Here is a 25,863-nt window from a genome sequence, read left to right on the forward strand (position 1 = left end):
CAAATCAACCTAATAAATTCGGTAAGGGCGTTATCTGACTAATTCAGGGCCTAACAATTTTTCTAGGATTTGACGACTAAGACCATCCACCTGTTGTTCAAGGGAACTGAGGGCAGACTGCCTTTGTTGCTCAATTTCTTGAGCCGCCGTCTCTTTCTGCTGTTGGGCTTCCCGTTGGGCTTCAGCAATTTTGTCTGCGGCTAGCCGTCTAGCATCGGCCTGAGCAGTGGCAATAACTTCTTGAGACTGCCGACGTGCATCTGCAATTTGCTTTTCGTATTGCTTGGTTAACTCTTGAGCCTTAGCGAGCCGTTGTTTCGCATCTTCTTGATTATTGCGAATGTAGTCAGCCCGTTCGTCTAGTACTTTATTCAGAGGTTTATAGAAAATGGCATTTAGCAAAAAAGCTAAAACAATAAATTGCAATGCCATAAAGAGGAGAGTGGCATCAAAATCAAACATTTTTTTACAAATTCACTTCGAGAGTTTTTTATTGACTAACCCCGCCTAGCTCTAGCATTTTTTCAATGCCAAGATTTCTGGGGGAGAGGCGTGGCCACTCAGAGGCTGTTTTCAGCGATCGCCTTTCAGGGACAAAAATAAATTCTCAATCCCAAAAGATGCCAAAAAACAGATCTAGACAACACCTACGCCTCCGAAAGAAACTCGAAACCTAAGCAAAGGGGTTAGCGAACAGTAAAACTAGCGCGATAACCAGACCGTAAATGGTCAGAGATTCCATGAAAGCGAGGGTCAACAACAAAGTACCCCGAATTTTACCTTCTGCTTCGGGCTGACGAGCAATCCCAGAAACCGCTTGACCAGAGGCATTACCTTGACCGATACCAGGGCCGATCGCGCCTAAACCGACAGCTAAAGCAGCAGCAATAACAGAAGCAGCAGCAACAGTGGGATTCATGATGATTTTTTCCTTTTAGATAAACAAAACAACGTACAAAAATGAAATTTGGAGCGCGTTCCAAGCCAGAAAATCAAACTTAGTTTATAAACAATATTTATAAAGGTTGATCTCTGAAACCTAGACTCCTGAATGAAAACTGAGTAAAGAGGACTAACCCCAAAACTCAATGCTCTTCCTCGTGTTCCGATTCGATCGCCTCATGGATATAGGCGCCCGCTAGGGTGGCAAACACTAAAGCTTGGATGGCACTGGTAAATAATCCTAAGGCCATAAGGGGCAGTGGCACAAATAAAGGCACTAATAGCACCAATACAGCCACCACCAATTCGTCCGCTAAAATGTTGCCGAAAAGACGGAAGCTGAGGGAAAGGGGCTTGGTGAAATCTTCTAAAATCTTAATCGGTAAGAGGACTGGAATCGGTTGCACATAGTTGGCAAAATAGCCGAGACCCTTCTTACTTAAGCCAGCATAAAAGTAGGCTAGAGAAGTGAGCAGCGCGAGAGAAACGGTAGTATTAATATCGTTAGTGGGAGCCGCTAATTCAGCACCTTGAGGGATATGAATCAATTTCCAAGGGAGTAATGCACCAGACCAGTTGGACACAAAAATAAATAAAAATAATGTGCCAATGAAGGGCAACCAGGGACGATATTCTTTTTCACCCAGTTGGTTTCTCGCTAGTTCTCGCAAAAACTCCAGAACGTACTCCATTAAATTTTGGATGCCGCTAGGAATGCGTTGAACATTACGAGTTGCCGCTAACGAAGCAATTACTAACAAACCAATCACAAACCAAGAGGTCGTAAAGGTTTGCCCGTGTAATTTGAGATTACCAATTTCCCAATACCACTGCTTTCCTACTTCTAGGGCAGCGAGGGGAAACAAATTTACAAAACTCAAACTAGCTAACATTGCTATTCGGTGAGATTAAATCGGCTTATCGCCTATTTTCTAGTCTGCTGTGGGTGCAAAAACACTTTGCAGCATATAGATAATGATGGCTACTTTATAGGTTAGGAAACCCAAAAACACAGGAAGAATCTCTAATTCGTGCCACTGAGTAGCGGCAATAATCAATCCGGCAAACAGGGCTAATCCTTTAGCACCCGCTCGTCCTGGCTGGTTTCCAATTCGCTCCACATCCCTAGCCAATAACCGCAAATAAAGTATGCCCGCACTAGCACCAAGCAAATAATTCAGGGCTATATTGAGGGAATAGATCCACCAGACACAGCCAAAAATCACTGCGATCGCCCCCAAGGTCAGCAAAAATAACTGGCGTTGAAGTTGATAGTACTCTTCCATCGAATTCCCTGAAGACGCGGGCATTGTATCCGTTGCTTCAGAAACTTCTGATTGAGGTATAGAGTCAGACGGTGAGTTAGATAGGGTCACGCTTGTGGTTAAAGACAAGTCAGAGAGCGATCGGCTAGGATTCGTCCAAAACCAGTCACCTGGCGGGACTCCCCGAAGCCAGAAGTCATCATATCATGGTGTTGTAACAGAATTTTATCTTTTGTTAAGGATTTTTTGGCTAAAGTAAAGGGGTGTGAGGCTTGCCTTTAATTAGTACGCGACAACTTCAACTATAGAGTTAAAATGATGACAACGGCATTCGGTACTGAGGGAAGGTAGTTAAAATGGCAAAAATTCAAAAAGCAACCTCTTACCCTGGGCATGAAAAGCGAAAAACAACTCCAATACATGACCAAATACAAATTGCTTTAGCCTTGGCTGACCAGAATAGTCTTATAGATTTATTACTAAACTCTCAACCTCCAGCAGTTTGCTTTGATAATAGGGAAACTTGTCAAAAAAAAGCTTTAATAAACGTATCTCATTGGGAATTATATGGAAAGATACCTAGTGAGTGGATCGCAGTTAAAATGGAGACTCAAGAGCCTGTATGGAAAAGCCTTGTTTGTGAAGTTGAAGTACCAATAAAGAAGAAAAGTTATGCTGTTGATGGGATTATTAGCTATGAATATAATCAAACAACGTTGGTCGATCTTGTTCATAAATCGTCTGGCGAAACATTAATTGGAGAAGACCCTAATGAAAAAAAAGGTAGGGTTTTAGTTGAGATTAAAACAGAAATACAAAGTTGGGCTGATACGCTTCGGCAAATCAAGAGATACCAAACTGAACTTGAAATTCCAAAAGCTATTTTGGTATGTGATACTTTAACAGAATTAGAAGCTCAGGGGTTTATGAGCCAAGGAGTTGGTATTTATCCTGCTACTTATTTAACTCCAGCAATTCCAAATTCAAATGGTATAAATAGAGACAGAAAAACTTTGACCTATAGGAAGTTATGAATAAAGAGAAAAGTGTCTACTGATTTTGCAGAGAGAAAGATGGAAGTAAACGACCTAAGTTTTGACGGAATCGTTCACTGTTTAAACGAGGTCATTGGGAAGATAGATGACCCCCGTTCGGTTAGTAATGCAACGAAATATAGTCTAAGAGAGGCGATACTGGGGGCATTTGCCGCCTTTTTTATGCAAAATGAGTCATTTTTAGAGTACCAACGTCAGCTTAACAGCCGTTGTGGGCGAGATAATGCTCAGAGCTTGTTTGGACTAGAAAAAATACCAACAGTAGAACAGATTCGCAACATTGTGGATGGGGTAGCAGCGAGTAGTCTATTCCCTTTGTTTGGGTTAATTTACCAAGCATTGAGGAGCATGGGATTCTTGAAAGCCTATGAAATATTGAGGGGAAATCTTCTAGTAGCAATGGATGGGACAAATTACTACAGTTCGGAAAAAGTAAATTGTCCATGCTGTTCAACCAAAACGTCAAAACAGGGAAAAGTCACCTACTTCCATCAGGCATTATTGCCCGTGATTGTTTCCCCAGACCATGAATCAGTTTTTTCCTTACCCCCTGAATTTATCACCCCTCAAGACGGTTCTGAAAAGCAAGATTGTGAGCAAAATGCGGCGAAACGTTGGATAAGTAACCATGCTAGTTTGTTTGCGGGACAGAAGATAACTCTGCTAGGGGATGACTTGTACAGTCGTCAGCCCACTTGTCAGCACTGTCTCGACCACGATTTCAACTTTATCTTCGTCTGTTTACCGACTTCTCATCCCACACTCTATGAATGGTTAAACTATTTAGAAGCTAATGGAGAAGTCAAAACCACTCAACACCGACGTTGGAATGGGAAGTATTTCGAGATTTGGCACTGCCGTTATCTCAATCAGATTCCCCTGCGAGACCAACAGCCTGCTTTGTTGGTTAACTGGTGTGAGCTAAAAATCCACCGCGAATCCGATGCTCAACTTCTTTATCACAAGAGTTGGATTACCAATCATTTTCTCACCCCTCACATCGTTCTTGATGTCTGTCGTGCTGGACGGACTCGTTGGCGTACTGAGAACGAGAATCACAATATTCTCAAAAATCGAGGCTATCACTTAGAGCATAATTTTGGGCATGGTAAACAACACCTCGCCTCTGTTTTGCTTACCCTGAATTTGCTGGCTTTTCTCTTGCACACGGTTTTAGGTTTGGTTGATGAACGTTACCAGAGAATTCGCGTCCAACGCGGCACTCGTAAGGGATTCTTTCAAGATATTCTCTCTTTGACCAAATATCTGTTCTTTGAAAGCTGGCATCATCTTTTAGATTTTATGCTTGATGACTCAGTTTCTCTCGCTGTCTCGAATTCTTCCTAGTTGATTAATTGGCAATTTTCATAGCAAAACCCTTGCCAGTAAATACATCGAGCCTTTTGTATCTTTGACTACATTCTGAATTTGGAATTGCTGATTTAACTCTTCCTGTCTATGCAAATTGTTCAATTTGTGTTACTGGAAGCTGTCCCATGAGCGGTACACAGAATTCTCCCGTAACAATGTGTCGAGGCTTTGATACTATTGATGAGTGGTTGTCAAATGATAAACAAATAGAGGGAAGTGGGTGATTTTAAATCATTATTTTTTAAACAAAAATGTATCAAAAAAAGAAAAAATGACTAAATTAATTCAAGAAACCTTTGAGCAAATCCTACAACTCTCAGAAGAACAGCAAGATACTCTTGCTACCTATATTCAAAAACATCTAATTGAACTTCTTGAAAAATCAGAAAAGGAAAAACGTATTGTCGAACACAACGATACACTTAATGAAAACATAAACCCTTTACCAAAACGACGAATCCCTCCTGTTTCTATTGCAGGTAAAGGCAAAACATTAGGCGATTTAGTTTCTCCCATTGTTAATACAGAGGATTGGGAATGCCTCAGAGAATAATTCTTGATACTCATATCTGGTTTTGGTTTATTAACCAAGATTTTCAACGCTTTCCAGACTCCTGGCGAGAAAAAATTGAAACTGCCAACCAGGTTAGTGTCTCTGTTATTTCCTGTTATGAAATAGCTCTTGCTCATCAACGCGGCAGATTAGAATTGCCCTGTGCAGCTAATCAATGGTTTCAAGAAGCTCTAGACCCTGTTGGCATCACCCTATTAGCCTTAACTCCTGATAACCTGTCGTGCTGTTAATCTGACCGCTATTCATAAAGACCCATTTGATCGAATTATTATTGCAACAACGCTAGAATATCAAGCGCAATTAGCGAGTATTGATGGTTTGTTTCCTCAATATCCTGAGTTAGACATCTACCTAGGGCTTGCTGAAAAAGTCAAAAAACGAAGGAAATGTGGGTTAGGGAAGTATGGACTGAAAAAGCACAGATAACTTATCCTTATAGAAAGAAGTCAAAATACAGATTTTGTTTAATCTATTGTCCCTTTATTTCTAAAAAGGTCAGCAAAAGTCACTCCTCACAAAAGAGAAAAAAATTAACACCATTTTTCAGAAGAAAAACGACTCTACAACTTTTTACTTTTTGTTTTCTTCTTTGTCTTCTGAAGTAGAGTAGAAAGATTCATTACTAAAAAGTTTATTGCAATCACAGTTTCAGAGGTCTCAGGTAGTTTTGCCATCACTAGACCAAGACTAAATCTCCTCTTTCCCTGTCCGAATTTACCCTCTATGGCATTACGCACTCTTTCATCTGAGACTGCCTCTTTCTTTTTTTCTTTACTCACCTTGTTCGGTGGTCTTCCTAATGGAGGGCCACTCATTCTTATTCCCCTTTCTTTACAATAAGCTCGATTCTCTTTGGTTCGATATATTTTATCCACGTGGACCGATTCTGGATAACATCCTCTCTCCCTTTTGTACTCCTCTATTTGCTCTTTTAAATCTCCCGATTCGTTATAATTAGGGCTTGCTGAAAAAGTCAAAAACCAAAGAAATATAAGTTAGGGAAGTATGAACTGAAAAAATGAAGATAACTTATTCTTATGATAAGAAGCTAAAATACAGGTTTTATTATCCTAAACACGCTAGTCCAAAACTATGCACTTTCAGTGCAAGGCTTTAGCTGCTCAGCAATTCTCAGTTTTAGACACAGCAAGGCTTTTAGGGATTTAAAGAACATTTCAAAGGGGGTTTTGGGGGCAATTCTACACGTACTACTGTGCCTAAAAGCCGGAAGACTCGTAAAATGAACTTGTTAATCCCGTTGAACTTTACCCCATATTACGCGAACTAAAACCTGAAACCCTTGTTACAGCGCAAATTTAGAATTGCTGTTAGCTGCTACACATTTCTGAGGTTAGATATGGCTCGAATTAGAATTTTAGATAAAATGAAGCTGAAGTTGTTCAGTAAGTTATACTTCACACGGCTATAATTAAAGCCTTCATCGTACTCCCCATTATTATAGTTACGAACAATGTAAGTTATGACCGTGCAAAGTATAATAATGAAGCTAAAATATGGGACTTTCAGTCCCCATCAAACCTATGCACTTTCAGTGCATAGTGGTTTAGTTCTTTATATAACTTATCTATTATTTTTTCTGTTTTTTCTCTGGCTTCATTCAATATTCCTACATCCGTTGGATATTTTATATCGGCTGGTGTACAAGTCGCATCTGGGTGCGACCTTTAGTTGATAAAAGCTGTTGTAATCAGGGTTCTACAGGGAACCCATATTGATCAAGTTTTGCCCAAAATTGACTCCATCGTTCCTTGGTCAATACCAAAGCTCGTAGGCTCAAAATAATTCCTGCTCCTTTTTCCTTCCATCGCATCCCTGAACAACATAATCGTTGTTTGACCAACGTCTTACAAGCTGCTTCCGTAACACCTGAACCAATCGGATACTTTTTCTCTATGTATTCAGCATAATCCATTTGATGCTGATGATTCTCGTAATAAGTAATCGCCGCTTGTAGTTTCTCGGTAAGATTCTTAGAATGACTTTTTTCTTCTTTGACTTCTTTCATCAGATTTAGCAGTTCTCCTGCTTTTCCTTTTTCATGCTTGAGTTCTCGACAATTTTCAGTCAACCATTCTTTTTGTTTTGACACGGTATTCGGATGCAACGCTTCTGCCAAGGCACCTAAGTAACCAGAGGCATGATAGAAATCTAATATCTGTTCTTCCGTTTGCTTTTCTAAAAACTTCCAATTTGATTCTGCCCCGTCTGCTATCCCGACCAATGTTGCCTCTGGATAACGGTTTTTCGCTCGCTCAATTTCTCTTTCTAATCTTTCTAGAAAACTCTTTTTTCCATACTCTGGTGCCGCACCTAGATAGATTGTAGGTTGACGTTCGCCTTCACTATCGTATAGGGAAACGGTTCCCACCATTGCTTCACGGTAGCCATCCTCACACATCAGCATACAGGTTCCATCTAATCCTATTCCCACTGTTGCAATTTGGCTATCCTCCTTGGGCGGGGCATAACTCCACGCTTCTTCTTTTGCTTGTACCACACTTCCTACTGCTTCACTCAATCTTTGGATATAGGATAGCGCTACTTTTCTACCATGATTTTCTAATAAATCATTTTTCACCTCTTTGCCTGCCATCCCTGACATTTTTGAGGATACCTGTTTTGCCAATAATGGCGTTGATGTTATGATTATCCTTGCTTCTCTTTCTAAGGGGCAATACGTTTTTCCTCAAAGGTGAACGCTGATATACATGACGATTCACTATAACCTCACCATAAGGTGTTTGATATTCTTTCGGTTGCTCTCCCTTACTCTTCCAGATTTCTTCACCGATTTTTAAGGGTGAACCATCTGTATCTAAATATTTCAAGGCTTCTTTGCTGGCGATGCAACCTACTTCGTTTAAGCCTTTTTGAATATTTATTTCTGTATCCAACATTGAACGACTTAGTTCTAATGTTAGTTCTATTTTTATCTTTGAACCCTCTACATTAATTAGTTTTGCTGTCATCATTGTTTCCTCTTTGTCACTTTTCATCTCATGTTAACACTTTTCTTTTCCTTCATCAACTAAAGGTCACACCCAGTCGCATCTAACAATAACTTACCTTCATTTTCTTCTTTTTTTTTCTACTCCCTCAACCTTCTTTACCATTTCTTTATTGATTTTATTTGTTAATTCCATCCCTATTCTTTTACAAAAATTAACCATCGTTGATGCTTCAAACGGCTCCTCGCTACTGTAGTTCTCTATTCCGATAAAGTATTGTAAATACGGATTTTCTTTTATTTGCTCTACTGTTTCTCTATCACTTATTCCTAACATTTCTTTAATGATTAATGCCCATAATGCTATTCTAAATTACTTCGCTGGTGCTCCTTTTTCTTCTTTGAAATTTTTAGCATATTCTCCTTCAAATTCCTCCCAGGGAATCATTTTTGACATTTTTATCCAACGATTTTCTTCGTCCAATTTTCCCTCAAACAGGTTTTTGAAGTTTTCCAGTGTTTCTTCTGCGTACTATTCCTTGCAATACGTACTATTGAGGGGAGGGATGCAAGGTTTTCGGCTCATTTTAGCTTATTTTCCTACACCTTTGACATTGTTATTATGGCTATACTCTTTTCTCTATAAGGGTTTTAGTCTTTTTCAGTAAGCCCTAACTAGACGAATAAATGAACTTTAAGACTAGGTATTAATCCGGCGACCTCGATATAAAACTTCTTCCTCTGGTAGCATCATCGTGTCATTAAAGTTTTCAAGATCATCCTCTTCTTTGTTGCTTAATAGACTCGTATAGGAAACAAAGATCTCCGAATTTTGATAAATGGCTTGGATTTTTTTAACAATACGCTTAATCTCCACTTCTAATAATCCAGTCAACATTTTCTCCGTTTTAATCAGTAAAAATAGATCATGAAAACATTGAGAGAGAACTAAATGTCCTTCAGGACTATGAATAGCTATACTGTCAAAAGTCGTCCATGCTAACTCGGTTTTAGCAATCCCGATAAAATTGATCATTTTTCCAGTTAATAAAAGAGCAATATTTTCCTCAATTCCGATCGCCTGGGTTAGCAGATTACCTTCCGCAGAAATAAGCACGGCTCCTTCAATCCCAATAAACTCATTAATCACCTCCTCAAAAATTCGTTCTACTGCGGATAAATCAGGGGCAGAAGAGCGATTATCCAGGGTTGATTCGGAAATAACCGTTAATGAACTAGTTATTTGAGACTCATTGAGCTCAGTTTCAGAAGTATAGGAGGAAATCGTTGTATTCTGATCCGTAATTGGTGAAATTTCTGCATAATCAACTACCGTAATCTCTTCTGTCTCAAAGGGTGTTGGGCGAGGGAGAAATTGTAGTTCAATTAATTGCTGCTTTTTCTGTTTATTAAAGAGTTGCTCTTGGAGATGTTTAGGAATAACCAGTCCTGGTCGTGAAGAATGGTACTGTTCGGCTGCTGGCAAAATGACTGGCTCTAAGGATTCGGACAACCTTTCCCTCTCTAGAAAGTAAATCGGGCCAGTTGCTAAACACCCCAAAATTTGCTGAAGTCGATCATCATCCAATTGGCCTGTGAGGTAATAGCCTAAAAAGTAGGGAATATGAGCACGACCCAAATCATCATGGCCATCATTGTATAACCAACCAAAAAGCGTCCGTTTATGAGAAAACTGCTGTAGAAAGACCGCTTGATAGTTGGGGGGAGGAGGATTATAGGCATCCCACATTTGATGGACAATTTCTTGAATAAACTTATCTTGTATCTCTAGGGGGATATGCTGACTTACGAGCAACTTAAAGCCACTTTTAGGTAAATTCGTATAGATTAGTTGACCTACGAGTAAGGGCATGATGACTTCAGCAAGAGTTAAGTTTATTTTAGGATAAATTATCAAAAACAGGCAAAATGAGAGAAGTTTAATTCGTGTCAGCTTTAACGGGATGCTGATCATGACAAACTAACTTCTCAACCGTTAAATTCAGAGTTCTGGGTATTTGACGGCCTAGATAGAGAGTGATCGCCGTCATATAAACAACTAAAGATAACCAAAGGAGATGGTTACTGTGAAGATACCAAGCAATTGCTAAAAGGGGTAGATAGCCAAGGAAAAAAGCCACCAATACCGCATTGCGTAAGGTTTTTCCTTCTTTAAGTCCCGTAAAATATCCCTCTAACATAAAAGCGATCGCTGTAATTTCTAACAAGGGCAATAACCAGAAACTGTAGTTTGTCACGTCATGATTAATTTCTTGATGATTGGTCAGTAAGCCAAAAACCAGATCAGGAAATAGAATAGAAACTAAGGCGATTAGGAGTGCGATCAATAAACTCGTGATCATAGAAACGATCAGTAACGGCACTAGCTTTTCCTTACTCCCTTGACTGTTAAAATTACTGGTTAAAGTTTGGGTCGTTAAGCCCACACCATTAATCGTAAATTGACTCAATAAGGCAATTTGAAGTAATAAACCGTTTTGTGCCAAGGTAACAGTTCCAAAAACAGAACTAATATTTGTAAAAATTGCATAGGTTGAAATTAATATCACAAAGCGCACTAAAATGTTCGTTTTTAAAAGTATCGTTTCCTTAAAAGCCGCCCGATCAAAAATTTCCGACAAGACTTCGGGGATAAATTGCCACTGAATACTGAAAATAACACCAATTAGCCCCACCAAGAGAGATAAATATTGACTTAAGGCGGTTGCAATTCCGGCTCCAGCACCGGCCCAACCCCATTGAAAAATCATGAGGTAATCTAGATAAACATTAGACAAATTGCCTACCAAAGAAATGACTAACACTAACCAATTCATCTCTCGTCCCAAAAACCAACCAATAATCACAAAATTGAGTAAAACGGCTGGTGCGCCCCAAATACGTCCATAGAAATAATCAGCCCCCGAAATCTCTATCTCGGTGGAGCCAGTCAAGAGCGCAAAGCCTAATTTTTGTAACGGATATTGCAGGATTAAAATCATTATCCCAATACCCAAGGCAACTAAGGCACTACGGAGACCTGCCAATAACACGCCTTTATGATCATCTAAACCTGCGGCAGCAGCCGTAATGGCATTGGTGCTAGAGCGCAGGAACTTCAGGACACGGTAGAGATAGTCAAAAAGAATAGAAGCCAGAATAACTCCGGCTAAATGTCGAATATCGGCCAAATGTCCCAAAAAAGCTGTATCCACCAAACCAGCTAGGGGAACCATCATGTTAGAAAGAACGCTGACCGCAGAAAGTCGGTAAAAACGAGGTAGGAATTGGTAAGATTGGGGTAAAGAGAAAGAAAGGGACATTAATCTAGATAAAATAAAGAGAGAAAAAGTTAATATATAGAGTTAGACACAAAAACTTAATTATGACCATAGTTTAGACACCGTGAAAGTGAAACCAGGTAAAATTGTTTCTCCTGTCATGATTTGAGGATGATCGAGCCATTGAGGATCTTGACTTGGACGATAGATAGCAACACAATGGTTTTGAGGATCAATCAACCATCCTAAGCGTAGGCCATTATCAATATATTCCTCCATTTTGAGCTTAAGAATAGCAATAGAATCACTTTCCGATCGCAGTTCTATTAGGAAATCGGGACAAAGCGGTGGGAATGTTTTTTGTTGTTCCCCGGTTAATTGTTGCCAACGAGGTAAGCTGATCCAAGCCACATCAGGAGAGCGATTCCCCCCTAAGGGTAACTTAAAACAAGTGGATGAGCTAAAGACTTTTCCGAGTTGAGTTTGACGATTCCAATAGACGAGATCACCAATTAAATCTGCCTCTCGACTGCCACTTTCTCCTCCCACAGGCGACACAATGACTAACTCTCCTTCGGCTGTTCGTTCAAATTTCAAGCCTTGATGCTCTTGACACAGTTGATAAAATTGCTGATCAGTAAATTCAATAAAGGGTTTGAGATTAAGAACAATAGCTGTCATCGCTATATCCTCATTTTTTAATGGCGGGTTGAATAGATTGCTGTAATTGTTGTAACAGTTGAGGATTTTGCTGTAATAATTGCAGTAATCCTTGACCTTGCTGGGCTACTTGCTGAATGAGTTGAGGATTTTGTTGGATTTGCTGGATCAGATCAGGATATTGCTGTAACGTTTGCTCAATTAACTGTTGAACTAATTCAGGATTTTGCTGTAATAGTTGTTGCGCCTGTTGCAATATTTCTGGATTCTCTTGAATCATGCGTTGAACTTCTTGTAAGTCCACTTGTTGAGCAATTAAATGGTGATTAGGAAGAGTAACTGCTTGGGCATCAACAGCCGTATCTATGTTTTTTTGTATTGTAGGGAATAGTAAATAGGCGATCGCTAACTGAGTAGTAATTGCTAACTTAAGGATAGATTTCATAATGGCGATGCTCCAAAGTAAATAGTTTTTCTTGATATAACAACTAGAGCAATTCTCACCCATTCGGTTTGTTAAGGTGGAGGTATCGACTTCTAGTTTAAACCCATCCGCCCGTTACCGTAAGAAAAAATGATTCCCTCGACTAGCCACTACTGGTTAACCAATGCCCATATTCCCGTCTGTTTAATGCCCGATTGCTGCTTTGAGCCAGAAACAGGGGAAGGCTTGGCTCTGGTGGATCTGGAAATTAGGGCTGGAATCATAACACAGATCATTAAAGCCACCGGTCAAACTCCCTGGCAATCCTACGCTGATCTGCATAAACGTCTGGTTTTTCCTAATTTTGTCGATATTCACACCCATCTCGATAAGGGTCATATCTGGGAGCGCAGTCCCAATCTCTCTGCCACCTTTGACGAGGCACTACAGGTGGTTAGTTCAGATGTCAAGAAATACTATCGGGCCGAAGATGTTTATCGACGCTTTGAATTTGGTCTGCAATGCGCCTATGCTCACGGTACAACCGCCCTGCGAACTCATATTGATTCCTGGGGAGAGCAAGGAAGAATCGGGTTTGAAGTCTTTGAAGCTCTTCAAAAGGTTTGGCAGGATAAACTGACTCTACAGGCAGCTTGCTTGGTCTCGATTGATCATTATCAAACCCAGGAAGGGATTGTTCTAGCGGATCGCATGGCTGAGATGGGAACCATTTTAGGTGGTGTTGCTTACCAAAATCCTGAACTAGATCAGCAATTAGTCCAACTCTTTCGTCTTGCCCAGGAAAGAAATTTAGATTTAGACCTGCATGTGGATGAAACCGGCGATCGCCATTCTCAGGTGTTACATCATGTAGCCGTTATGGCCTTAAAAACAGGATTTAGAGGCAAAATTCTTTGTGGTCATTGTTGCAGTTTAGGGGTTCAACCGTTAACTCAAGTTGCAGAAACTTTAAAGTTAGTTAAAGAAGCTGGCATTGCCATTGTTAGCTTACCCATGTGTAATCTTTATTTACAGGGTCGTTATCAACAGGATCTTCCCGCTTGGCGGGGCATTACTAGAGTGCATCAAATCCGCGATCGCCGTATTCCCTTAGCCTTTGCCAGTGATAATTGTCGTGATCCTTTCTATGGTTTTGGCGATCATGATGGTCTAGAGGTTTTGAGTCAAGCGGTGAAAATTGCTCATTTAGATACACCCTATGCTGATTGGTGTCGTAGCGTGACCCAAACCCCTGCTGATTTAATGGGTTTACCGCATCTGGGACGTATTCACCCTGGTGTAAATGCTGATTTGATTATTTTTAAGGCTAGATATTTCAGTGAACTTTTTTCTCGCCCCCAAAGCGATCGCATTGTTTTAAGAAAAGGGATAGTTAATGAAGCAAAACTACCTGATTATGCAGAACTAGATGATTTAGTTTAAAAAAAAATGATACAAAAATGCACTCATAAAAACGAGATAACATCAGATCGTGTCCATCAGTTTTTAACCCCGTCGTTCTGCCAATTTACGATAAACAGCCCGCAATTCGACTTGATGATGGGCTAGGGCCACCAAGGTATGGTAAAACAAATCCGCAACTTCCCCCGCAATACCATCGGGATCATTATCTTTGCAGGCCATAACCACTTCAGCACCTTCTTCGCCAATTTTTTTAAGAATTTTATTATCACCGCCCGCCAATAATTTACAAGTGTAGGACTGCTCGTTCGGATGATCACGGCGATCGCAGATAACCGCAAAAAGTTCTGAAAGCATATCCGCTGGAGGGGGCGATTTTTGATGATCAACCTGATGAAAACAGCTTCTTTCCCCCGTATGACAAGCAATGTCTCCCTCCTGTTCAATCGTCAGCAACAAAGCGTCACTATCGCAGTCGTAGCGAATACCCTTCAGCTTTTGTAGATGGCCCGATGTTGCCCCCTTATGCCAAAGCTCCTGACGCGATCGACTCCAATACCAAACGTCTCCCGTCTCTAGGGTTTTTTCTAAAGACTCCCGATTCATCCAAGCCAGCATCAAAACCGTTCCGTCCAAATAGTCCTGGGCGATCGCCGGAATCAGACCTTGCTCATTGAACCGAATTTCATCAAACGGAATAGCGTTCTGAAGTGACAAAAAAATCATGAAAAATGCGGATGTTTATCGTTTGAAGGATGTTACGGGAAAGCTAACCCTAGCAAAAATAAAGACAATGGCTTTGTAGATCAATCAAGATCACCACTGTCTTCATCTACAAAATAGGAAGTAATAACGATTCTTACCACTAATTGGCCCCCAATGGGGAAATTCTAACCGCTTAAAGATATTTTTCGAGGGTATTGGCCAACGTTGTCTTCGGTACTGCACCCACCACCATATCAACTCGTTGACCTCCTTTAAAAATCATGAGAGTCGGAATACTCCGAATGCCGTACTGAGTAGCCGTATTCGGGTTTTCATCTGTATTGAGCTTGACAACCTTGATTTGCTCATTATACTGCTCAGCGATTTCGTCCACAACCGGGGCCACCATCCGACAGGGGCCGCACCAGGGTGCCCAAAAGTCAACGAGCACAGGAATTTCGCTTTCTAATACATCCTTTTTAAAGGTTGCGTCTGTAACTGCAAGTGAGGCACTCATACCGAAAATCCTTAATCTTTGATCGCATTTTCTAGAATTCTACCATAACCAAAACCTTGTCCTTGTAACCAAAAACAAAGAGAATCTTAGGAATAGTTTATGTTTTGTTACAGTCCTAAAATTTATACAGAGAGATATTAAGGATTATCTCCCTTAGAATAACCATAAGAAGAAACCGCCCAAACGTCGTTCAGGCGGAGTGTGGTGTGAGGAGTGAACGGAAACTTGTGTCTCCGCCACCTCTATTGTAAGGGAAAAATCCCGTTAGGACGCTTTTTTCGTCAGAGAGTTCCACTTTTTTCGTGTTTTCCTCGTCTATGCTGATCAGTAACCCCGATAGACTTTGTGCTCTACTATGACCGCTCATCTCGATTTTCTGGCTCAATTGAATTCTTCGCAGCGTCGTGCTGTCCAACATTTCTGTGGCCCTCTGCTGGTAGTTGCGGGGGCTGGTTCTGGTAAAACAAGGGCCCTAACCTATCGCATCGCTTATTTGATTCGTCAACATCGTATTGATCCGGAAAATATTTTAGCAGTTACTTTCACTAATAAGGCTGCACGGGAAATGAAGGAGCGCATTGAAGCTGTCTTTGTACAGGAAATGGCCCAGCAACAGTACGGAAAACGGTTTGAGGCCTTGGGAGAATACGAACAAAAACAGTTGTCCTCTAAGGTTTATAAAAATATTACTAAAAAACTCTGGATTGGAACGTTTCATAGTTTATTTTCACGGATATTACGGTTTGATATTAACAAGTACCAAGATGAGCGGGGACGCACCTGGACAAGAGATTTTTCCATTTTTGATGAATCTGATGTTCAAACTCTGATCAAAAATATTGTCACTAAACAATTAGATCTGGATGAGAAAAAATTTGATCCCCGTTCTATTCGTTTCCAAATTAGTAATGCTAAGAATTTAGGCTTCTCTCCCGATCAGTATTTGCGGGAAAATCCGAGCTATAAGGGGCGAGTGACGGCGGAGGTTTATCAAGCCTATCAACTGCAATTGGCTGCTAATAATGCTTTAGATTTTGACGATCTTATCTTAGTGCCAACTCGTCTTTTTCAACAAAATGAGACTATTTTAGGTTACTGGCATCAACAGTTCCATCATATTTTAGTAGATGAATATCAAGACACTAATCGTATTCAGTATGACTTGATTCGGCTCTTGGCTACCAATGGTGAAACCCGTAAATCGGCATGGAATTGGCGCGATCGCTCTATTTTTGTGGTGGGGGATGCGGATCAATCTATTTATAGTTTCCGCATGGCAGATTTTACCATTTTGTTAAATTTCCAATCTGATTTTGGCGATGGGCTACCGGATCTCGATACTCAGACAATGGTGAAACTGGAAGAAAATTATCGTTCCCGCGAAAATATTTTACAGGCGGCTAATCATCTCATTGAAAAGAATAGTCAACGCATTGATAAGGTACTTAAACCCACTAGAGGAATAGGAGAAGATATCTATTGTTACAAAGCTGATGATGAACGACAAGAAGCCGATTTTGTGGTTAATACCATGCGAGATCTGGTTAAAAACAATCCTGAGTTAAATTGGGGGAGTTTTGCTATCCTTTACCGCACTAATGCCCAATCCAGAGTCTTTGAAGATAAACTGATTTATCATAATATTCCCTATAATATTGTTGGTGGTTTTAAATTCTATGATCGTCAGGAAATTAAAGACGCGATCGCCTATTTACGGGTTATTGCCAATCCGGCTGATACCGTTAGCATCCTACGAATTTTGAACACACCGCGACGGGGTATTGGGAAATCCACTATTGAAACCTTTGTGAATGCAACGAAAGAACTGGATATCCCCCTTTGGGAGATTTTGAAAGATGAAACCTCAGTGAATGCAATGGCAGGACGGGCGGCCAAAGCCACCAATCGTTTTGCCCAGATGATTAAAACCTTTCAGGAGCAGAAAGAAACCCATACAGCCGCCGAAATTTTAGATGCAGTCATGCAGGCTTCTGGTTATGTGGAGGATTTAAAACAAAAAGGAACGGAAGAAGCGGATAACCGTTTAGCCAATATTGCTGAACTCTATAATGCAGTGTTGCAATTCCAAGCCGAAAATGAAGAAACCAAGTTAACCGATTTTTTAGCCAATGCCTCTCTTGCTTCTGACCTAGATGATCTACAAGAAGCGGAAGAAAAAGTCGCTTTGTTAACCTTTCATTCAGCTAAAGGTTTGGAATTTCCTGTTGTTTTCTTGGTGGGTATGGAACAGGGAACTTGTCCCCATAGCCGTTCTCTCAATAATCCCCTCGATCTAGAGGAGGAACGCCGTCTTTGTTATGTGGGTGTTACCAGAGCAAAAGAGCAATTATTTTTAACCTATGCCAGAGAACGTTATGTTTGGGGTTCTCTAGAAACGAAAATTCCTTCCCAATTTCTTCAGGAACTACCACCTGATCTGATTCGGAGCAATGTAAAGTCTTCTCGTCGTCAAACGCCTGCGCCTAAACCTCCTAGCCGTTCTGATTCAGCGACGGCCAGCACAACTACCACACCTCAGTTACCCTGGGCGGTCGGCGATCGCATTATACATGACCATTTTGGCGAAGGAACTATTACTCATATTTTAGGAAGTGGCAGAAAGACCAATTTAGCGATCAAATTTCAAGGGATTGGTCAGAAGATTATCGATCCAAAATTTACACCGATTAAAATCAAATCATTGAAAAATCAAAATCATTAAGGGATAACGTTGATCGAATTCTTTGCTAGGGGTGCGACCTTTTCTTTATAAAGGGCGGTGTAATCAGGGTTCTACAGGGAACCCATATTGATCAAGTTTTGCCCAAAATTGACTCCATCGTTCCTTGGTCAATACCAAAGCTCGTAGGCTCAAAATAATTCCTGCTCCTTTTTCCTTCCATCGCATTCCTGAACAACATAATCGTTGTTTGACCAACGTCTTACAAGCTGCTTCCGTAACACCTGAACCAATCGGATACTTTTTCTCTATGTATTCAGCATAATCCATTTGATGCTGATGATTCTCGTAATAAGTAATCGCCGCTTGTAGTTTCTCGGTAAGATTCTTAGAATGACTTTTTTCTTCTTTGACTTCTTTCATCAGATTTAGCAGTTCTCCTGCTTTTCCTTTTTCATGCTTGAGTTCTCGACAATTTTCAGTCAACCATTCTTTTTGTTTTGACACGGTATTCGGATGCAACGCTTCTGCCAAGGCACCTAAGTAACCAGAGGCATGATAGAAATCTAATATCTGTTCTTCCGTTTGCTTTTCTAAAAACTTCCAATTTGATTCTGCCCCGTCTGCTATACCGACCAATGTTGCCTCTGGATAACGGTTTTTCGCTCGCTCAATTTCTCTTTCTAATCTTTCTAGAAAACTCTTTTTTCCATACTCTGGTGCCGCACCTAGATAGATTGTATGTTGACGTTCTCCCTCACTATCGTATAGGGAAACGGTTCCCACCATTGCTTCACGGTAGCCATCCTCACACATCAGCATACAGGTTCCATCTAATCCTATTCCCACTGTTGCAATTTGGCTATCCTCCTTGGGCGGGGCATAACTCCACGCTTCTTCTTTTGCCTGTACCACACTTCCTACTGCTTCACTCAATCTTTGGATATAGGATAGCGCTACTTTTCTACCATGATTTTCTAATAAATCATTTTTCACCTCTTTGCCTGCCATCCCTGACATTTTTGAGGCAGCAATTCCAAATTCAGAATGTAGCTAAAGATACAAAATCCCTGAAGTGCTTACGGTCAAGGGGTTTAATGCCAATATTTAGAATCAATGTAATGCTCTATTTAGTGATTGATCAAGTTTGTTTGCAGGTTACTGACTCTCTAAGAGACCGAGATTCGAGGAGGGAATGCAAAAAACTCAGAGATTAGGTCAATATCTCTTGTATCCATAAAAACAAGATCGTGTCTGTATCCTATGTTACCGTTTGAATTTGGAATTGCTGCACACCCATTCCAAGATTTTTTTTAGCTATTGATGTTTAGCCTTGCCAAAGTTTTCCATGCCTACCCAACCTTCTGCACCACAAATGACGGCTAAGATGGCAATCGTTAGAATATCAATGAGTTTATGCCGTTTTGTTCGTTCGGTGCGAGGGTCATCTATTTCGGCAAAGTGTTCTACCAGTCTATATTTGGGTCGGAGTTTCATCGCTTTTGTTTTTTATGCACTTTCCCTTATTTTCCCTTATCCATCCCTCTATAATGTTCTTGTATCTGTATCATTTTTGGGCGCGTTCGCCCTTTGGAACCTCTGGCCAACTTGCTATGTCCCTAATGATCAAGTAGATTATTGGTGATCCGTTCGGGTTGCTGTTCATCTGCGGCGATAAACCGTTCCAAGAGCCTGTCGGACTCACTCGATTATTCTTGATTTTATTAAGACAATGAGTAAATTGCCTTTTTCTCGTCATTTCTATGGTACACTCTTTCTGTTATCCTGTTTAACCACAGCGTGCAGTGGAGGGGCAAAAAAGGCAGCGGCTCCCCCCGCGATTCCGGTTCGGCTGCAAACCATTGAATCATCTTTGCTGACAGACAGTAGTGAATTTGTGGGGAACCTAGTTGCTCATCAGTTTGTGCAATTGGCTCCTAAAATCGATGGCCGGATTCTGAAAATCTATGCCAGCTATGGTCAAGCGGTGAAAAAGAATGTTCCAATTATGCTTCTCGAACCCACCCAGCAGCAGGAACAGGTCAATGCGTCTGTGGGCAACCTCAATATTCAAAAGGCTAATTTGGATCGCAGTGATGCAGATTTGAAAACGGCAGAAGCTCAACGAGATGCCGCTAAGGCCGAAGTCACTTCCCAAGTCGCTAATGTTGCTAACGCGATCGCCAATTTTGCCAATTCCCAGGAAGTTCTAAAAACCAAAGAAGCCGATCTACAAAGGGCCCAAGCCACCTTAAATCTAGCGGGCATTAATTTTAAACGGGCCAAATTTTTAGTGGAAACAGGAGTACAACCTCAACAGGATTTAGACAACAAAACGACCGACCTCAAAGATTCGGAAGCTAGTACGCAAGCCGCCTCTAAAACCGTACAAGCAGCCAAGGCCAGTGTGAACGCTTCTCAAGCCAGCATTGATGCGGCCAAATCGGCTCTTAAACAGTCCCAGGATAATCTACGAGCGGCTGAACAACGAGTTGCTGCGGCTAGGGCTGATATCAAAAGTCAAAAAGCAGCCATTACCCAATCCAGGGGGGAACTAGGAGTCAATACGCAACAACTGATTTATAATCGCGTGGTGTCTCCGATTGATGGCATTGTGGGCAATATTCCCTATAAAGTGGGAGACTTTATCCAGGTCGGACAAAATTTCACGACGATCACTGACAATTCCGAGATGGAAATGGATATAAACGTTCCTATTGAGCGGCAAGCCGAATTGAGATTAGGCCTGCCCGTTGAGATTATGGAACAGAATAGGACAGGCAGGGTCGTGGGAGAAATTAGTTTTATTGCCCCGACAGTCGATCAAAAGGCTCAATCTGTCTTAGCCAAGGTGATCTTTCGCAATGATGGTAGTTTACGGAATAACCAATACGTTCGCGTCCGGGTTATTTGGAACCGTAGGCCAGGGGTTTTAATCCCTACGACAGCGATCACAATTATTGGTGCTCAGAAATTTGTCTATGTGGCAGCAACCGGCAAAAAACCTCAAGGTACGGCGGCTTTGATCGCTAAACAAAAACCGATTACCGTTGGGAATATTCAGGGTCAGTCTTACCAGGTCTTATCGGGTGTTCAACAGGGAGAACGGGTTGCGATCTCTCGCATTTTGGATTTGCGGGATGGAGTGGTTATTAAGGAAGAAAGCTTAACCGAAAAAAAAGCGGTGGAGCAATAATCTTGTCATGAGTCTCGGTGGTTTTTCGGGCTAGAAAGTAGGAGTCTCTCGGTCATGGCAAACTTTCCCTGGGGTGAACAGGTCAATCGCTGGGTTGGAAAACGGGCTCTGGCTTCCCTTGAACAGGCCTATCAAGCGGCGATCGCCATTAAAGCCATAGAGGACAAACATTTTAATGGTCAAAAAATCACTGCTCAAAATGATCAAGGAATCAGTATTTACAATTATTTCAAAACCGATCTAGACCAGGCGTTACTCAAAACCCGTTGGTATTTGACCCAATTTCAGGCCAGTAATTTTTGGCTATCAAGCCAACAGCAGGCAAAACCGGAAGCGGAAATCCTCAACAAATTAGGAGAAATTGAAGCCATTATTGGGAAATATCGTTCTGAACCAGAGGCGATCGAGACTGAAATTTTCCCTCGTCCTACTGCCAATACTGGCGAATCTCTTCCCGAAAGTAAACTGACCGATCTGGAAGAGGAAAGTCGGGGTAAAAATCGGCTCTTTAAACTCAATCGGGAATTAACCCCAGCTTATGAACAAGAAGTGATCCAACGACTTCGTAATTTACGTCAACAAAAAAAGATTGCCATTCGTTTTCTGATTCTTCTGATTCTTGTTCCTTTGTTAGTACAGGTTGCAACTAAAAATTTGATTTATAGTCCTTTAATAAACTACTTTCGGGTAGAAGTTGCCAAAGGAGAAAAACTTTATATCCAAGATGAGTTAGTTGAGCAATATTTTGAAGAATTTTCTCGCTATAAAGAGATTCTAGAGATCAAAGAATTATTAGGTTTAGGCAAGCCTGAATCCCCAGAAGAAACACGTAAAAAGTTAAAAGCAAAGGCACAGGAATTACTCACAGAAGTTGCCACCAAAAGTCAAGAAGGATTTAAAAATATTCTCGCCGATCTCACCTCCCTAGGAGCTTTTACGCTTCTTATTTATTTATTTCGCCGACAATTTACTATTGCGAGACAGTTTTTAGGACGTTATTTTCTCGGACTGAGTGATGTCACCAAGGTTTTTATCTTTATTTTACTGACCGATACGTTTGTTGGCTTCCATTCTGCTCACGGTTGGGAAGTCATTTTGGAAAGTATTTTTGGCCATCTTGGCTTACCCGAAAATCGTCAATTTATCTTTCTTTTTATCGCCACCGTTCCAGTAATTCTGGATTCAACCTTCAAATTACTTATCTTTAACTATTTCACTCGGCAATCTCCCAGTTCTGTTGCCATTCTAGAGAAAATGCAAAAATAATATTAAGATTCCACCGAAAAACACAAAATAACCCCCAGTAAAATGACCATCTTTTTCATCAGTTTGCAGATAATTTTCAGGAAGTGATTCTGAGCCTTATTGATCTCGATTCTGGCGTTTTAAATTTGCATAGGCCGCATTAATTTTTTGAGTACGTTCTTCTGCTAAGCGTATAAATTCGGGAGCCATCCCCGCCATTTTGTCAGGATGATTTTTTTTAATCGCAGCCAGATAAGCTTGGGTAATTTCATCATGGGAAGCTCCTTTTTTAACCCCTAGAATCCGATGGGAATCTTCAGATATAGATATCAAGGGATCTTTTTCGATCACCACAGTCGCAGCAGGATGAGGAACTTTTGCCTTCATTTTTGGGGCAATGATTTGGGTTTGTTTGAGTAATTGCACCTGTTGAGAAATGGCCCTTTTTACCACCGTAACATTATCGTAGTTATATCTCATGGGTAGCAAAGAAGAGTCTTCACTGCGAATTAAAAGGGAATACTGCAACGGCTTTTTTTCTTGGATTAAGATCGTGATCAATCCATTCCCTAGATGTTTATCCTGTAAAGGACGACCCTGTAAATCTTTTTTGATGAGCAGAATTTTACCTTGTTGATAATCAATCTTTTTAAAAAAAGTCTTAGCCGTTTGTCCATAGCCAGGATCGCACCACTGGGCTTTTCGGACACTTTCCACCACCAGATCAACAATTTTTCTCAGGGGCAAGGGTAGGGAAAAAAGATAAAGGGTTTCATGAAATTGACTCATAGGCAGAAAAATATTCAGGAAAATAAAAAATATTAACGCTTATTCAACAATCTCAATAATCTCAATGATTGGAATTTTACTGAGCTTAATGTTGGCGATCGCTAGTTTTATAATTTATTTCTCTCAACAACTCTTCTGCAACCCGACGGTAATCTGATTGGGCTTCTTTTGCATTTTTTCCCTTCCATTCCGTAATTGCTACGCCATCTAAAACCGATCGCTCATGGGCTTTATAGTTGCGAACAAAGGCATGACAGGCCGGAATTCCGAGTTCTAGTAGGGTATTTTGAGCTTCGAGGGTTTCCTTTAAACTGCGAGAATCCACTTTAGTTAACAAGACACGATGGGCCACCTGAAGCGGCATCACAGCCGTGCGAACCGTTTCAATCAAGGCCGTTAAATCCATCGGGGCGGGAGGAGTGGGCAATACCAAATAATCCGCTAAACCAATGACCGTTCTCAAGGCTTCGGAACGGAGAGCAGGGGGCGTATCCACCACAATTAATTGATATTGGGTAGATTGATGTAAATGCTTTAAAACCTTGGGATCACTTTCTTGGCTAAGATCAAAAGCCATTCCTGCTTCACTTCGCTCTACCCACCAAGTCGCAGAACCCTGGGGATCGGCATCTACTAATAAAACGTCATGTTTTTCCGCTAAAACCGCCGCTAAATTGACTGCTGTTGTGGTTTTACCGACTCCGCCTTTGCCATTGACAACTGCTAGGATTTTCGGGTTATGCACCGCCGCAGGGGTATTAGTTGGGGATTGGGAAGTAGATGGCTGAGATTTCATGCTCTTTACACTACCATAGTTGGGTCTGTTAGGGAGCGATTTTATTGTAGTGGGGAACAAACTTCCCCATCATTTTTGTGTTGATTGACGACCGCGATCGCTAATAGAACAGCCGACAATTTCTCTTGTTTTCTATGAGAAGTTTAGTTAACAAAAATTACGAAATATCACCCATTATGGCTCTTTTAATAGTTCTTTCTTACCCCCCACGTAAAAATTAGCAGTCTTTGTGGGCAAGGGCAAAACTGATAAATAATCTTGACCATCTAAGTCGAGATTAAAGGCAGAAAAACAAGCGTGCAGACTCCGTTTGTCAACAGCAGCAGAGCGACTAAAAATTTTGCTGAGGGTATTGGCAGTAAGTCCTGTTGTTTGACGGAGAGAGTCTAAGGTGCAGCGATTATTTTGTTCTATTTCTTGATTCAGTTTGGCACGGTGGAGCTTTTGATAACCGATCGCAGTCAAGATCACACCACGTTGGCGTGAAATTTTACTATCTGGCCGTTGCATTAGTGACTCTACTTAAAGTAAGTAAAGGTGATTGTTCTCTATAGTAATTAATTTGAGGATAAGAAATTCTTTTTTTAACAAAATTTAAAATTTGAACTAGGAGTCTGTATGTTAGTCCGATTGGTTCACTGGCCACGTCTGTTTGATGGGTTAGCAAGACCTAGACAAAAAAAGCATATAGGTATTTAGTAATTTGTTGGTGCGATCAGGATTTTGTCGTTGTTCCCCTTGCTTGAGTTGGTCGTTTTAGACTGCGCTATGTTTCATAAATTTCTCAACGATGCCCGATTCTAGCGATCGCGGTCAAAACCTTGGGCTAGGCAATAGATTGTGATTAATCCCATGCTGCATTTTTATAATGTTTTAAAATATGATGATCTTTGGTTAGCAAAATATGGTTATCCACCGAAGCGTTACTCACAATTAAGCGATCAAAGGGATCACGAGTCCAGTTGATAATTACGGACTGATTAATAATTAAATTAAAGTCTTTTTGACATATTTTTAAATCAAGGCGATTGACTAAGTCTAGGAGAATGTCATCTGATTTTTCGGTAATCCGCCCAATTTCGTATAAATATTGCAACTCTAGCCTTACCATCGGTGAAATATAGAGTTCATGCTCGTTGATGAGATGTTTGGCGCGATCGCTCAATTTAGTAGTTAATCCTGCATAAAGCCAGACAACAAGATGAGTATCAAGGTAAATCAAGGTTTGTCTCCTGTTCCCAACTGATTTGTACAAGTTCATCGGGATCGCCAATAATAGCTTCGGGACGATGGATTAATTTTTGTAATTTATCTACAGTTTTAACGGGAATAATTCTTAGTCGTTTGCCATTGCGCTCAATTTCTAGGGGTGTTCCTGTGTTAAGGATTTCATCGAGAAGTTGGTCTAGGTTGTTGTATAATTTGCTTGAGGTGACGCTTTTCATTGCTGGTTAAGGGAATGGGATTTCAATCTATTGTAGTTTTTTTGCAAGCTACTTCCCGTAAGAGTTGTTCTTTGGCTGTCATTGGTGGTTTGGGCGAGTGGGGATATTCCAGATTATAGAGATTTACTGGGGCGATCACTGTTATAAACAGTTGGAAAAAATGCAATCGCCCCAATAGCCAAATAATCGAGAATTTGTTCCCTATCTCGAATTGCTTCAGCCGAAATAGTGTATTGATTCATGAATATTTAAGCTTCACAATTTTCATGAAGTCTTGCTTTAAGTTGAGCGATCGCGGTTTCCCCATCAATTCCTTCACCTCGATCTAATTGTTCGGCGGCAATATCAATTTTTTGACCCACTTCTTCTACCCATTGTTGATATTGATCGCGTTTATCAAGTAACTGTAAAGCTTCGGCAATAATTTCGTCAGGATTGGCATAACGTCCTGTGTCTAGTTGGGCCTCGATGAGCTTTTGGTGTTCGGGTTTTAAGGTTAATTTCATGGTTGTTAACGTTTGGCTTTTT

General features: G+C 40.8%; 25 protein-coding genes and 4 pseudogenes. 8 read left to right on the plus strand and 21 right to left on the minus strand.

Annotated elements, in window-relative coordinates; translation table 11 throughout:
* Positions 1-30 precede the first annotated feature (30 nt).
* The 4 genes from KA717_01830 to KA717_01845 form a co-directional block, all read right to left on the minus strand.
* On the minus strand, positions 31-462 hold the full coding sequence (locus KA717_01830; GenBank protein UXE61722.1) for a F0F1 ATP synthase subunit B': 432 nt from the start codon (positions 460-462) through the stop codon (positions 31-33).
* 211 nt (positions 463-673) lie between these two features.
* The gene (gene atpE, locus KA717_01835) at positions 674-919 is read right to left on the minus strand and encodes an ATP synthase F0 subunit C (protein UXE61723.1); all 246 of its coding nucleotides are present in this window, start codon (positions 917-919) and stop codon (positions 674-676) included.
* Positions 920-1,085: 166 nt separating this feature from the next.
* Entirely contained in the window at positions 1,086-1,835 is a 750-nt protein-coding gene (locus KA717_01840) for a F0F1 ATP synthase subunit A (protein UXE61724.1), read from the minus strand.
* Positions 1,836-1,874: 39 nt separating this feature from the next.
* Positions 1,875-2,252, minus strand: a complete 378-nt coding sequence (locus KA717_01845) for an ATP synthase subunit I (GenBank protein UXE61725.1) — start codon at positions 2,250-2,252, stop codon at positions 1,875-1,877.
* Between the two features lie 311 nt (positions 2,253-2,563).
* On the opposite strand from KA717_01845, the gene KA717_01850 reads away from it, so the two are divergent.
* From KA717_01850 to KA717_01865, 4 genes are all read left to right on the plus strand, one after another.
* Positions 2,564-3,241 (plus strand): hypothetical protein, encoded by a 678-nt coding sequence (locus KA717_01850; GenBank protein UXE61726.1) that lies wholly within the window; start codon positions 2,564-2,566, stop codon positions 3,239-3,241.
* A gap of 12 nt (positions 3,242-3,253) precedes the next feature.
* Positions 3,254-4,609 (plus strand): ISNCY family transposase, encoded by a 1,356-nt coding sequence (locus KA717_01855; protein UXE61727.1) that lies wholly within the window; start codon positions 3,254-3,256, stop codon positions 4,607-4,609.
* Positions 4,610-4,904: 295 nt separating this feature from the next.
* Positions 4,905-5,186, plus strand: a complete 282-nt coding sequence (locus KA717_01860; GenBank protein ID UXE61728.1) for a hypothetical protein — start codon at positions 4,905-4,907, stop codon at positions 5,184-5,186.
* Positions 5,171-5,437 (plus strand): hypothetical protein, encoded by a 267-nt coding sequence (locus KA717_01865; GenBank protein ID UXE61729.1) that lies wholly within the window; start codon positions 5,171-5,173, stop codon positions 5,435-5,437. The genes KA717_01860 and KA717_01865 overlap by 16 nt, the downstream gene beginning before the upstream one ends.
* Positions 5,438-5,767: 330 nt before the next feature.
* Here the strand turns inward: KA717_01865 and KA717_01870 are convergent.
* From KA717_01870 to KA717_01900, 7 genes and pseudogenes are all read right to left on the minus strand, one after another.
* Positions 5,768-6,163, minus strand: a pseudogene (locus tag KA717_01870) (transposase).
* Positions 6,164-6,915: 752 nt separating this feature from the next.
* Positions 6,916-8,197 (minus strand): annotated as a pseudogene (locus KA717_01875) (ISKra4 family transposase).
* Positions 8,198-8,329: 132 nt separating this feature from the next.
* Positions 8,330-8,692, minus strand: a pseudogene (locus tag KA717_01880) (transposase).
* Positions 8,693-8,875: 183 nt separating this feature from the next.
* Entirely contained in the window at positions 8,876-10,150 is a 1,275-nt protein-coding gene (locus KA717_01885) for a hypothetical protein (GenBank protein UXE61730.1), read from the minus strand.
* Complete coding sequence (locus KA717_01890; GenBank protein ID UXE61731.1) at positions 10,116-11,498, minus strand: MATE family efflux transporter; 1,383 nt, start codon at positions 11,496-11,498, stop codon at positions 10,116-10,118. Before KA717_01890 ends, KA717_01885 begins: the two co-directional genes overlap by 35 nt.
* Before the next feature lie 60 nt (positions 11,499-11,558).
* Positions 11,559-12,137 carry a Uma2 family endonuclease gene (locus tag KA717_01895; GenBank protein ID UXE61732.1) on the minus strand — a complete coding sequence of 193 codons (579 nt, stop codon included), beginning with the start codon at positions 12,135-12,137 and terminating at the stop codon, positions 11,559-11,561.
* Between the two features lie 10 nt (positions 12,138-12,147).
* Positions 12,148-12,561: a hypothetical protein gene (locus KA717_01900; protein UXE61733.1), complete on the minus strand. Its 414-nt coding sequence runs from the start codon at positions 12,559-12,561 to the stop codon at positions 12,148-12,150.
* Positions 12,562-12,690: 129 nt separating this feature from the next.
* Between KA717_01900 and KA717_01905 the strand changes: the two genes are divergently transcribed.
* Positions 12,691-13,983, plus strand: coding sequence for a cytosine deaminase (locus tag KA717_01905; GenBank protein UXE61734.1), 1,293 nt, complete (start codon positions 12,691-12,693; stop codon positions 13,981-13,983).
* Between the two features lie 63 nt (positions 13,984-14,046).
* Here the strand turns inward: KA717_01905 and hisIE are convergent, their stop codons facing one another.
* Entirely contained in the window at positions 14,047-14,688 is a 642-nt protein-coding gene (gene hisIE, locus KA717_01910; GenBank protein ID UXE61735.1) for a bifunctional phosphoribosyl-AMP cyclohydrolase/phosphoribosyl-ATP diphosphatase HisIE, read from the minus strand.
* 172 nt (positions 14,689-14,860) lie between these two features.
* Complete coding sequence (gene trxA, locus KA717_01915) at positions 14,861-15,184, minus strand: thioredoxin (GenBank protein UXE61736.1); 324 nt, start codon at positions 15,182-15,184, stop codon at positions 14,861-14,863.
* 355 nt (positions 15,185-15,539) lie between these two features.
* On the opposite strand from trxA, the gene pcrA reads away from it, so the two are divergent.
* Positions 15,540-17,906 carry a DNA helicase PcrA gene (gene pcrA / locus KA717_01920; GenBank protein UXE61737.1) on the plus strand — a complete coding sequence of 789 codons (2,367 nt, stop codon included), beginning with the start codon at positions 15,540-15,542 and terminating at the stop codon, positions 17,904-17,906.
* Between the two features lie 63 nt (positions 17,907-17,969).
* Here pcrA and KA717_01925 read toward each other — a convergent pair whose 3' ends face one another.
* Entirely contained in the window at positions 17,970-18,884 is a 915-nt protein-coding gene (locus KA717_01925) for an ISKra4 family transposase (protein ID UXE61738.1), read from the minus strand.
* Between the two features lie 300 nt (positions 18,885-19,184).
* Positions 19,185-19,361 (minus strand): annotated as a pseudogene (locus KA717_01930) (transposase family protein).
* Positions 19,362-19,596: 235 nt separating this feature from the next.
* Between KA717_01930 and KA717_01935 the strand changes: the two are divergent.
* Together KA717_01935 and KA717_01940 are read left to right on the plus strand one after the other, a co-directional pair.
* Complete coding sequence (locus KA717_01935) at positions 19,597-21,060, plus strand: efflux RND transporter periplasmic adaptor subunit (protein ID UXE61739.1); 1,464 nt, start codon at positions 19,597-19,599, stop codon at positions 21,058-21,060.
* A gap of 54 nt (positions 21,061-21,114) precedes the next feature.
* On the plus strand, positions 21,115-22,326 hold the full coding sequence (locus KA717_01940) for a CemA protein (protein ID UXE61740.1): 1,212 nt from the start codon (positions 21,115-21,117) through the stop codon (positions 22,324-22,326).
* 96 nt (positions 22,327-22,422) lie between these two features.
* On the opposite strand, the gene KA717_01945 is transcribed toward KA717_01940, so the two are convergent.
* From KA717_01945 to KA717_01970, 6 genes are all read right to left on the minus strand, one after another.
* Complete coding sequence (locus KA717_01945; GenBank protein UXE61741.1) at positions 22,423-23,094, minus strand: DnaJ domain-containing protein; 672 nt, start codon at positions 23,092-23,094, stop codon at positions 22,423-22,425.
* 85 nt (positions 23,095-23,179) lie between these two features.
* The gene (locus KA717_01950; protein UXE64525.1) at positions 23,180-23,839 is read right to left on the minus strand and encodes a ParA family protein; all 660 of its coding nucleotides are present in this window, start codon (positions 23,837-23,839) and stop codon (positions 23,180-23,182) included.
* Positions 23,840-24,064: 225 nt separating this feature from the next.
* Positions 24,065-24,400, minus strand: coding sequence for a hypothetical protein (locus KA717_01955; protein UXE61742.1), 336 nt, complete (start codon positions 24,398-24,400; stop codon positions 24,065-24,067).
* Between the two features lie 334 nt (positions 24,401-24,734).
* The gene (locus tag KA717_01960) at positions 24,735-25,112 is read right to left on the minus strand and encodes a PIN domain-containing protein (GenBank protein UXE61743.1); all 378 of its coding nucleotides are present in this window, start codon (positions 25,110-25,112) and stop codon (positions 24,735-24,737) included.
* Positions 25,099-25,335 (minus strand): type II toxin-antitoxin system Phd/YefM family antitoxin, encoded by a 237-nt coding sequence (locus KA717_01965; protein UXE61744.1) that lies wholly within the window; start codon positions 25,333-25,335, stop codon positions 25,099-25,101. The genes KA717_01960 and KA717_01965 overlap by 14 nt, the downstream gene beginning before the upstream one ends.
* Before the next feature lie 248 nt (positions 25,336-25,583).
* A complete protein-coding gene (locus KA717_01970) occupies positions 25,584-25,841 on the minus strand; it encodes a type II toxin-antitoxin system ParD family antitoxin (GenBank protein ID UXE61745.1) in 258 nt (85 codons plus the stop codon).
* Positions 25,842-25,863: the final 22 nt, after the last annotated feature.

Source organism: Woronichinia naegeliana WA131 (assembly GCA_025370055.1).
Classification (GTDB): domain Bacteria; phylum Cyanobacteriota; class Cyanobacteriia; order Cyanobacteriales; family Microcystaceae; genus Woronichinia; species Woronichinia naegeliana.

Excerpts from the sequence above, each read along its gene's own strand:
- KA717_01850 (UXE61726.1), top strand. The coding sequence starts at position 2,564 with ATGGCAAAAATTCAAAAAGCAACCTCTTACCCTGGGCATGAAAAGCGA.
- pcrA (UXE61737.1), top strand. The coding sequence starts at position 15,540 with ATGACCGCTCATCTCGATTTTCTGGCTCAATTGAATTCTTCGCAGCGT.
- KA717_01945 (UXE61741.1), bottom strand. The coding sequence starts at position 23,094 with ATGAGTCAATTTCATGAAACCCTTTATCTTTTTTCCCTACCCTTGCCC.
- trxA (UXE61736.1), bottom strand. The coding sequence starts at position 15,184 with ATGAGTGCCTCACTTGCAGTTACAGACGCAACCTTTAAAAAGGATGTA.
- KA717_01890 (UXE61731.1), bottom strand. The coding sequence starts at position 11,498 with ATGTCCCTTTCTTTCTCTTTACCCCAATCTTACCAATTCCTACCTCGT.
- KA717_01845 (UXE61725.1), bottom strand. The coding sequence starts at position 2,252 with ATGCCCGCGTCTTCAGGGAATTCGATGGAAGAGTACTATCAACTTCAA.
- KA717_01885 (UXE61730.1), bottom strand. The coding sequence starts at position 10,150 with ATGATCAGCATCCCGTTAAAGCTGACACGAATTAAACTTCTCTCATTT.
- KA717_01965 (UXE61744.1), bottom strand. The coding sequence starts at position 25,335 with ATGAAAAGCGTCACCTCAAGCAAATTATACAACAACCTAGACCAACTT.
- KA717_01865 (UXE61729.1), top strand. The coding sequence starts at position 5,171 with ATGCCTCAGAGAATAATTCTTGATACTCATATCTGGTTTTGGTTTATT.
- KA717_01940 (UXE61740.1), top strand. The coding sequence starts at position 21,115 with ATGGCAAACTTTCCCTGGGGTGAACAGGTCAATCGCTGGGTTGGAAAA.
- KA717_01970 (UXE61745.1), bottom strand. The coding sequence starts at position 25,841 with ATGAAATTAACCTTAAAACCCGAACACCAAAAGCTCATCGAGGCCCAA.
- hisIE (UXE61735.1), bottom strand. The coding sequence starts at position 14,688 with ATGATTTTTTTGTCACTTCAGAACGCTATTCCGTTTGATGAAATTCGG.
- KA717_01955 (UXE61742.1), bottom strand. The coding sequence starts at position 24,400 with ATGCAACGGCCAGATAGTAAAATTTCACGCCAACGTGGTGTGATCTTG.
- KA717_01860 (UXE61728.1), top strand. The coding sequence starts at position 4,905 with ATGACTAAATTAATTCAAGAAACCTTTGAGCAAATCCTACAACTCTCA.
- KA717_01840 (UXE61724.1), bottom strand. The coding sequence starts at position 1,835 with ATGTTAGCTAGTTTGAGTTTTGTAAATTTGTTTCCCCTCGCTGCCCTA.
- atpE (UXE61723.1), bottom strand. The coding sequence starts at position 919 with ATGAATCCCACTGTTGCTGCTGCTTCTGTTATTGCTGCTGCTTTAGCT.
- KA717_01925 (UXE61738.1), bottom strand. The coding sequence starts at position 18,884 with ATGTCAGGGATGGCAGGCAAAGAGGTGAAAAATGATTTATTAGAAAAT.
- KA717_01935 (UXE61739.1), top strand. The coding sequence starts at position 19,597 with ATGAGTAAATTGCCTTTTTCTCGTCATTTCTATGGTACACTCTTTCTG.
- KA717_01905 (UXE61734.1), top strand. The coding sequence starts at position 12,691 with ATGATTCCCTCGACTAGCCACTACTGGTTAACCAATGCCCATATTCCC.
- KA717_01900 (UXE61733.1), bottom strand. The coding sequence starts at position 12,561 with ATGAAATCTATCCTTAAGTTAGCAATTACTACTCAGTTAGCGATCGCC.
- KA717_01830 (UXE61722.1), bottom strand. The coding sequence starts at position 462 with ATGTTTGATTTTGATGCCACTCTCCTCTTTATGGCATTGCAATTTATT.
- KA717_01895 (UXE61732.1), bottom strand. The coding sequence starts at position 12,137 with ATGACAGCTATTGTTCTTAATCTCAAACCCTTTATTGAATTTACTGAT.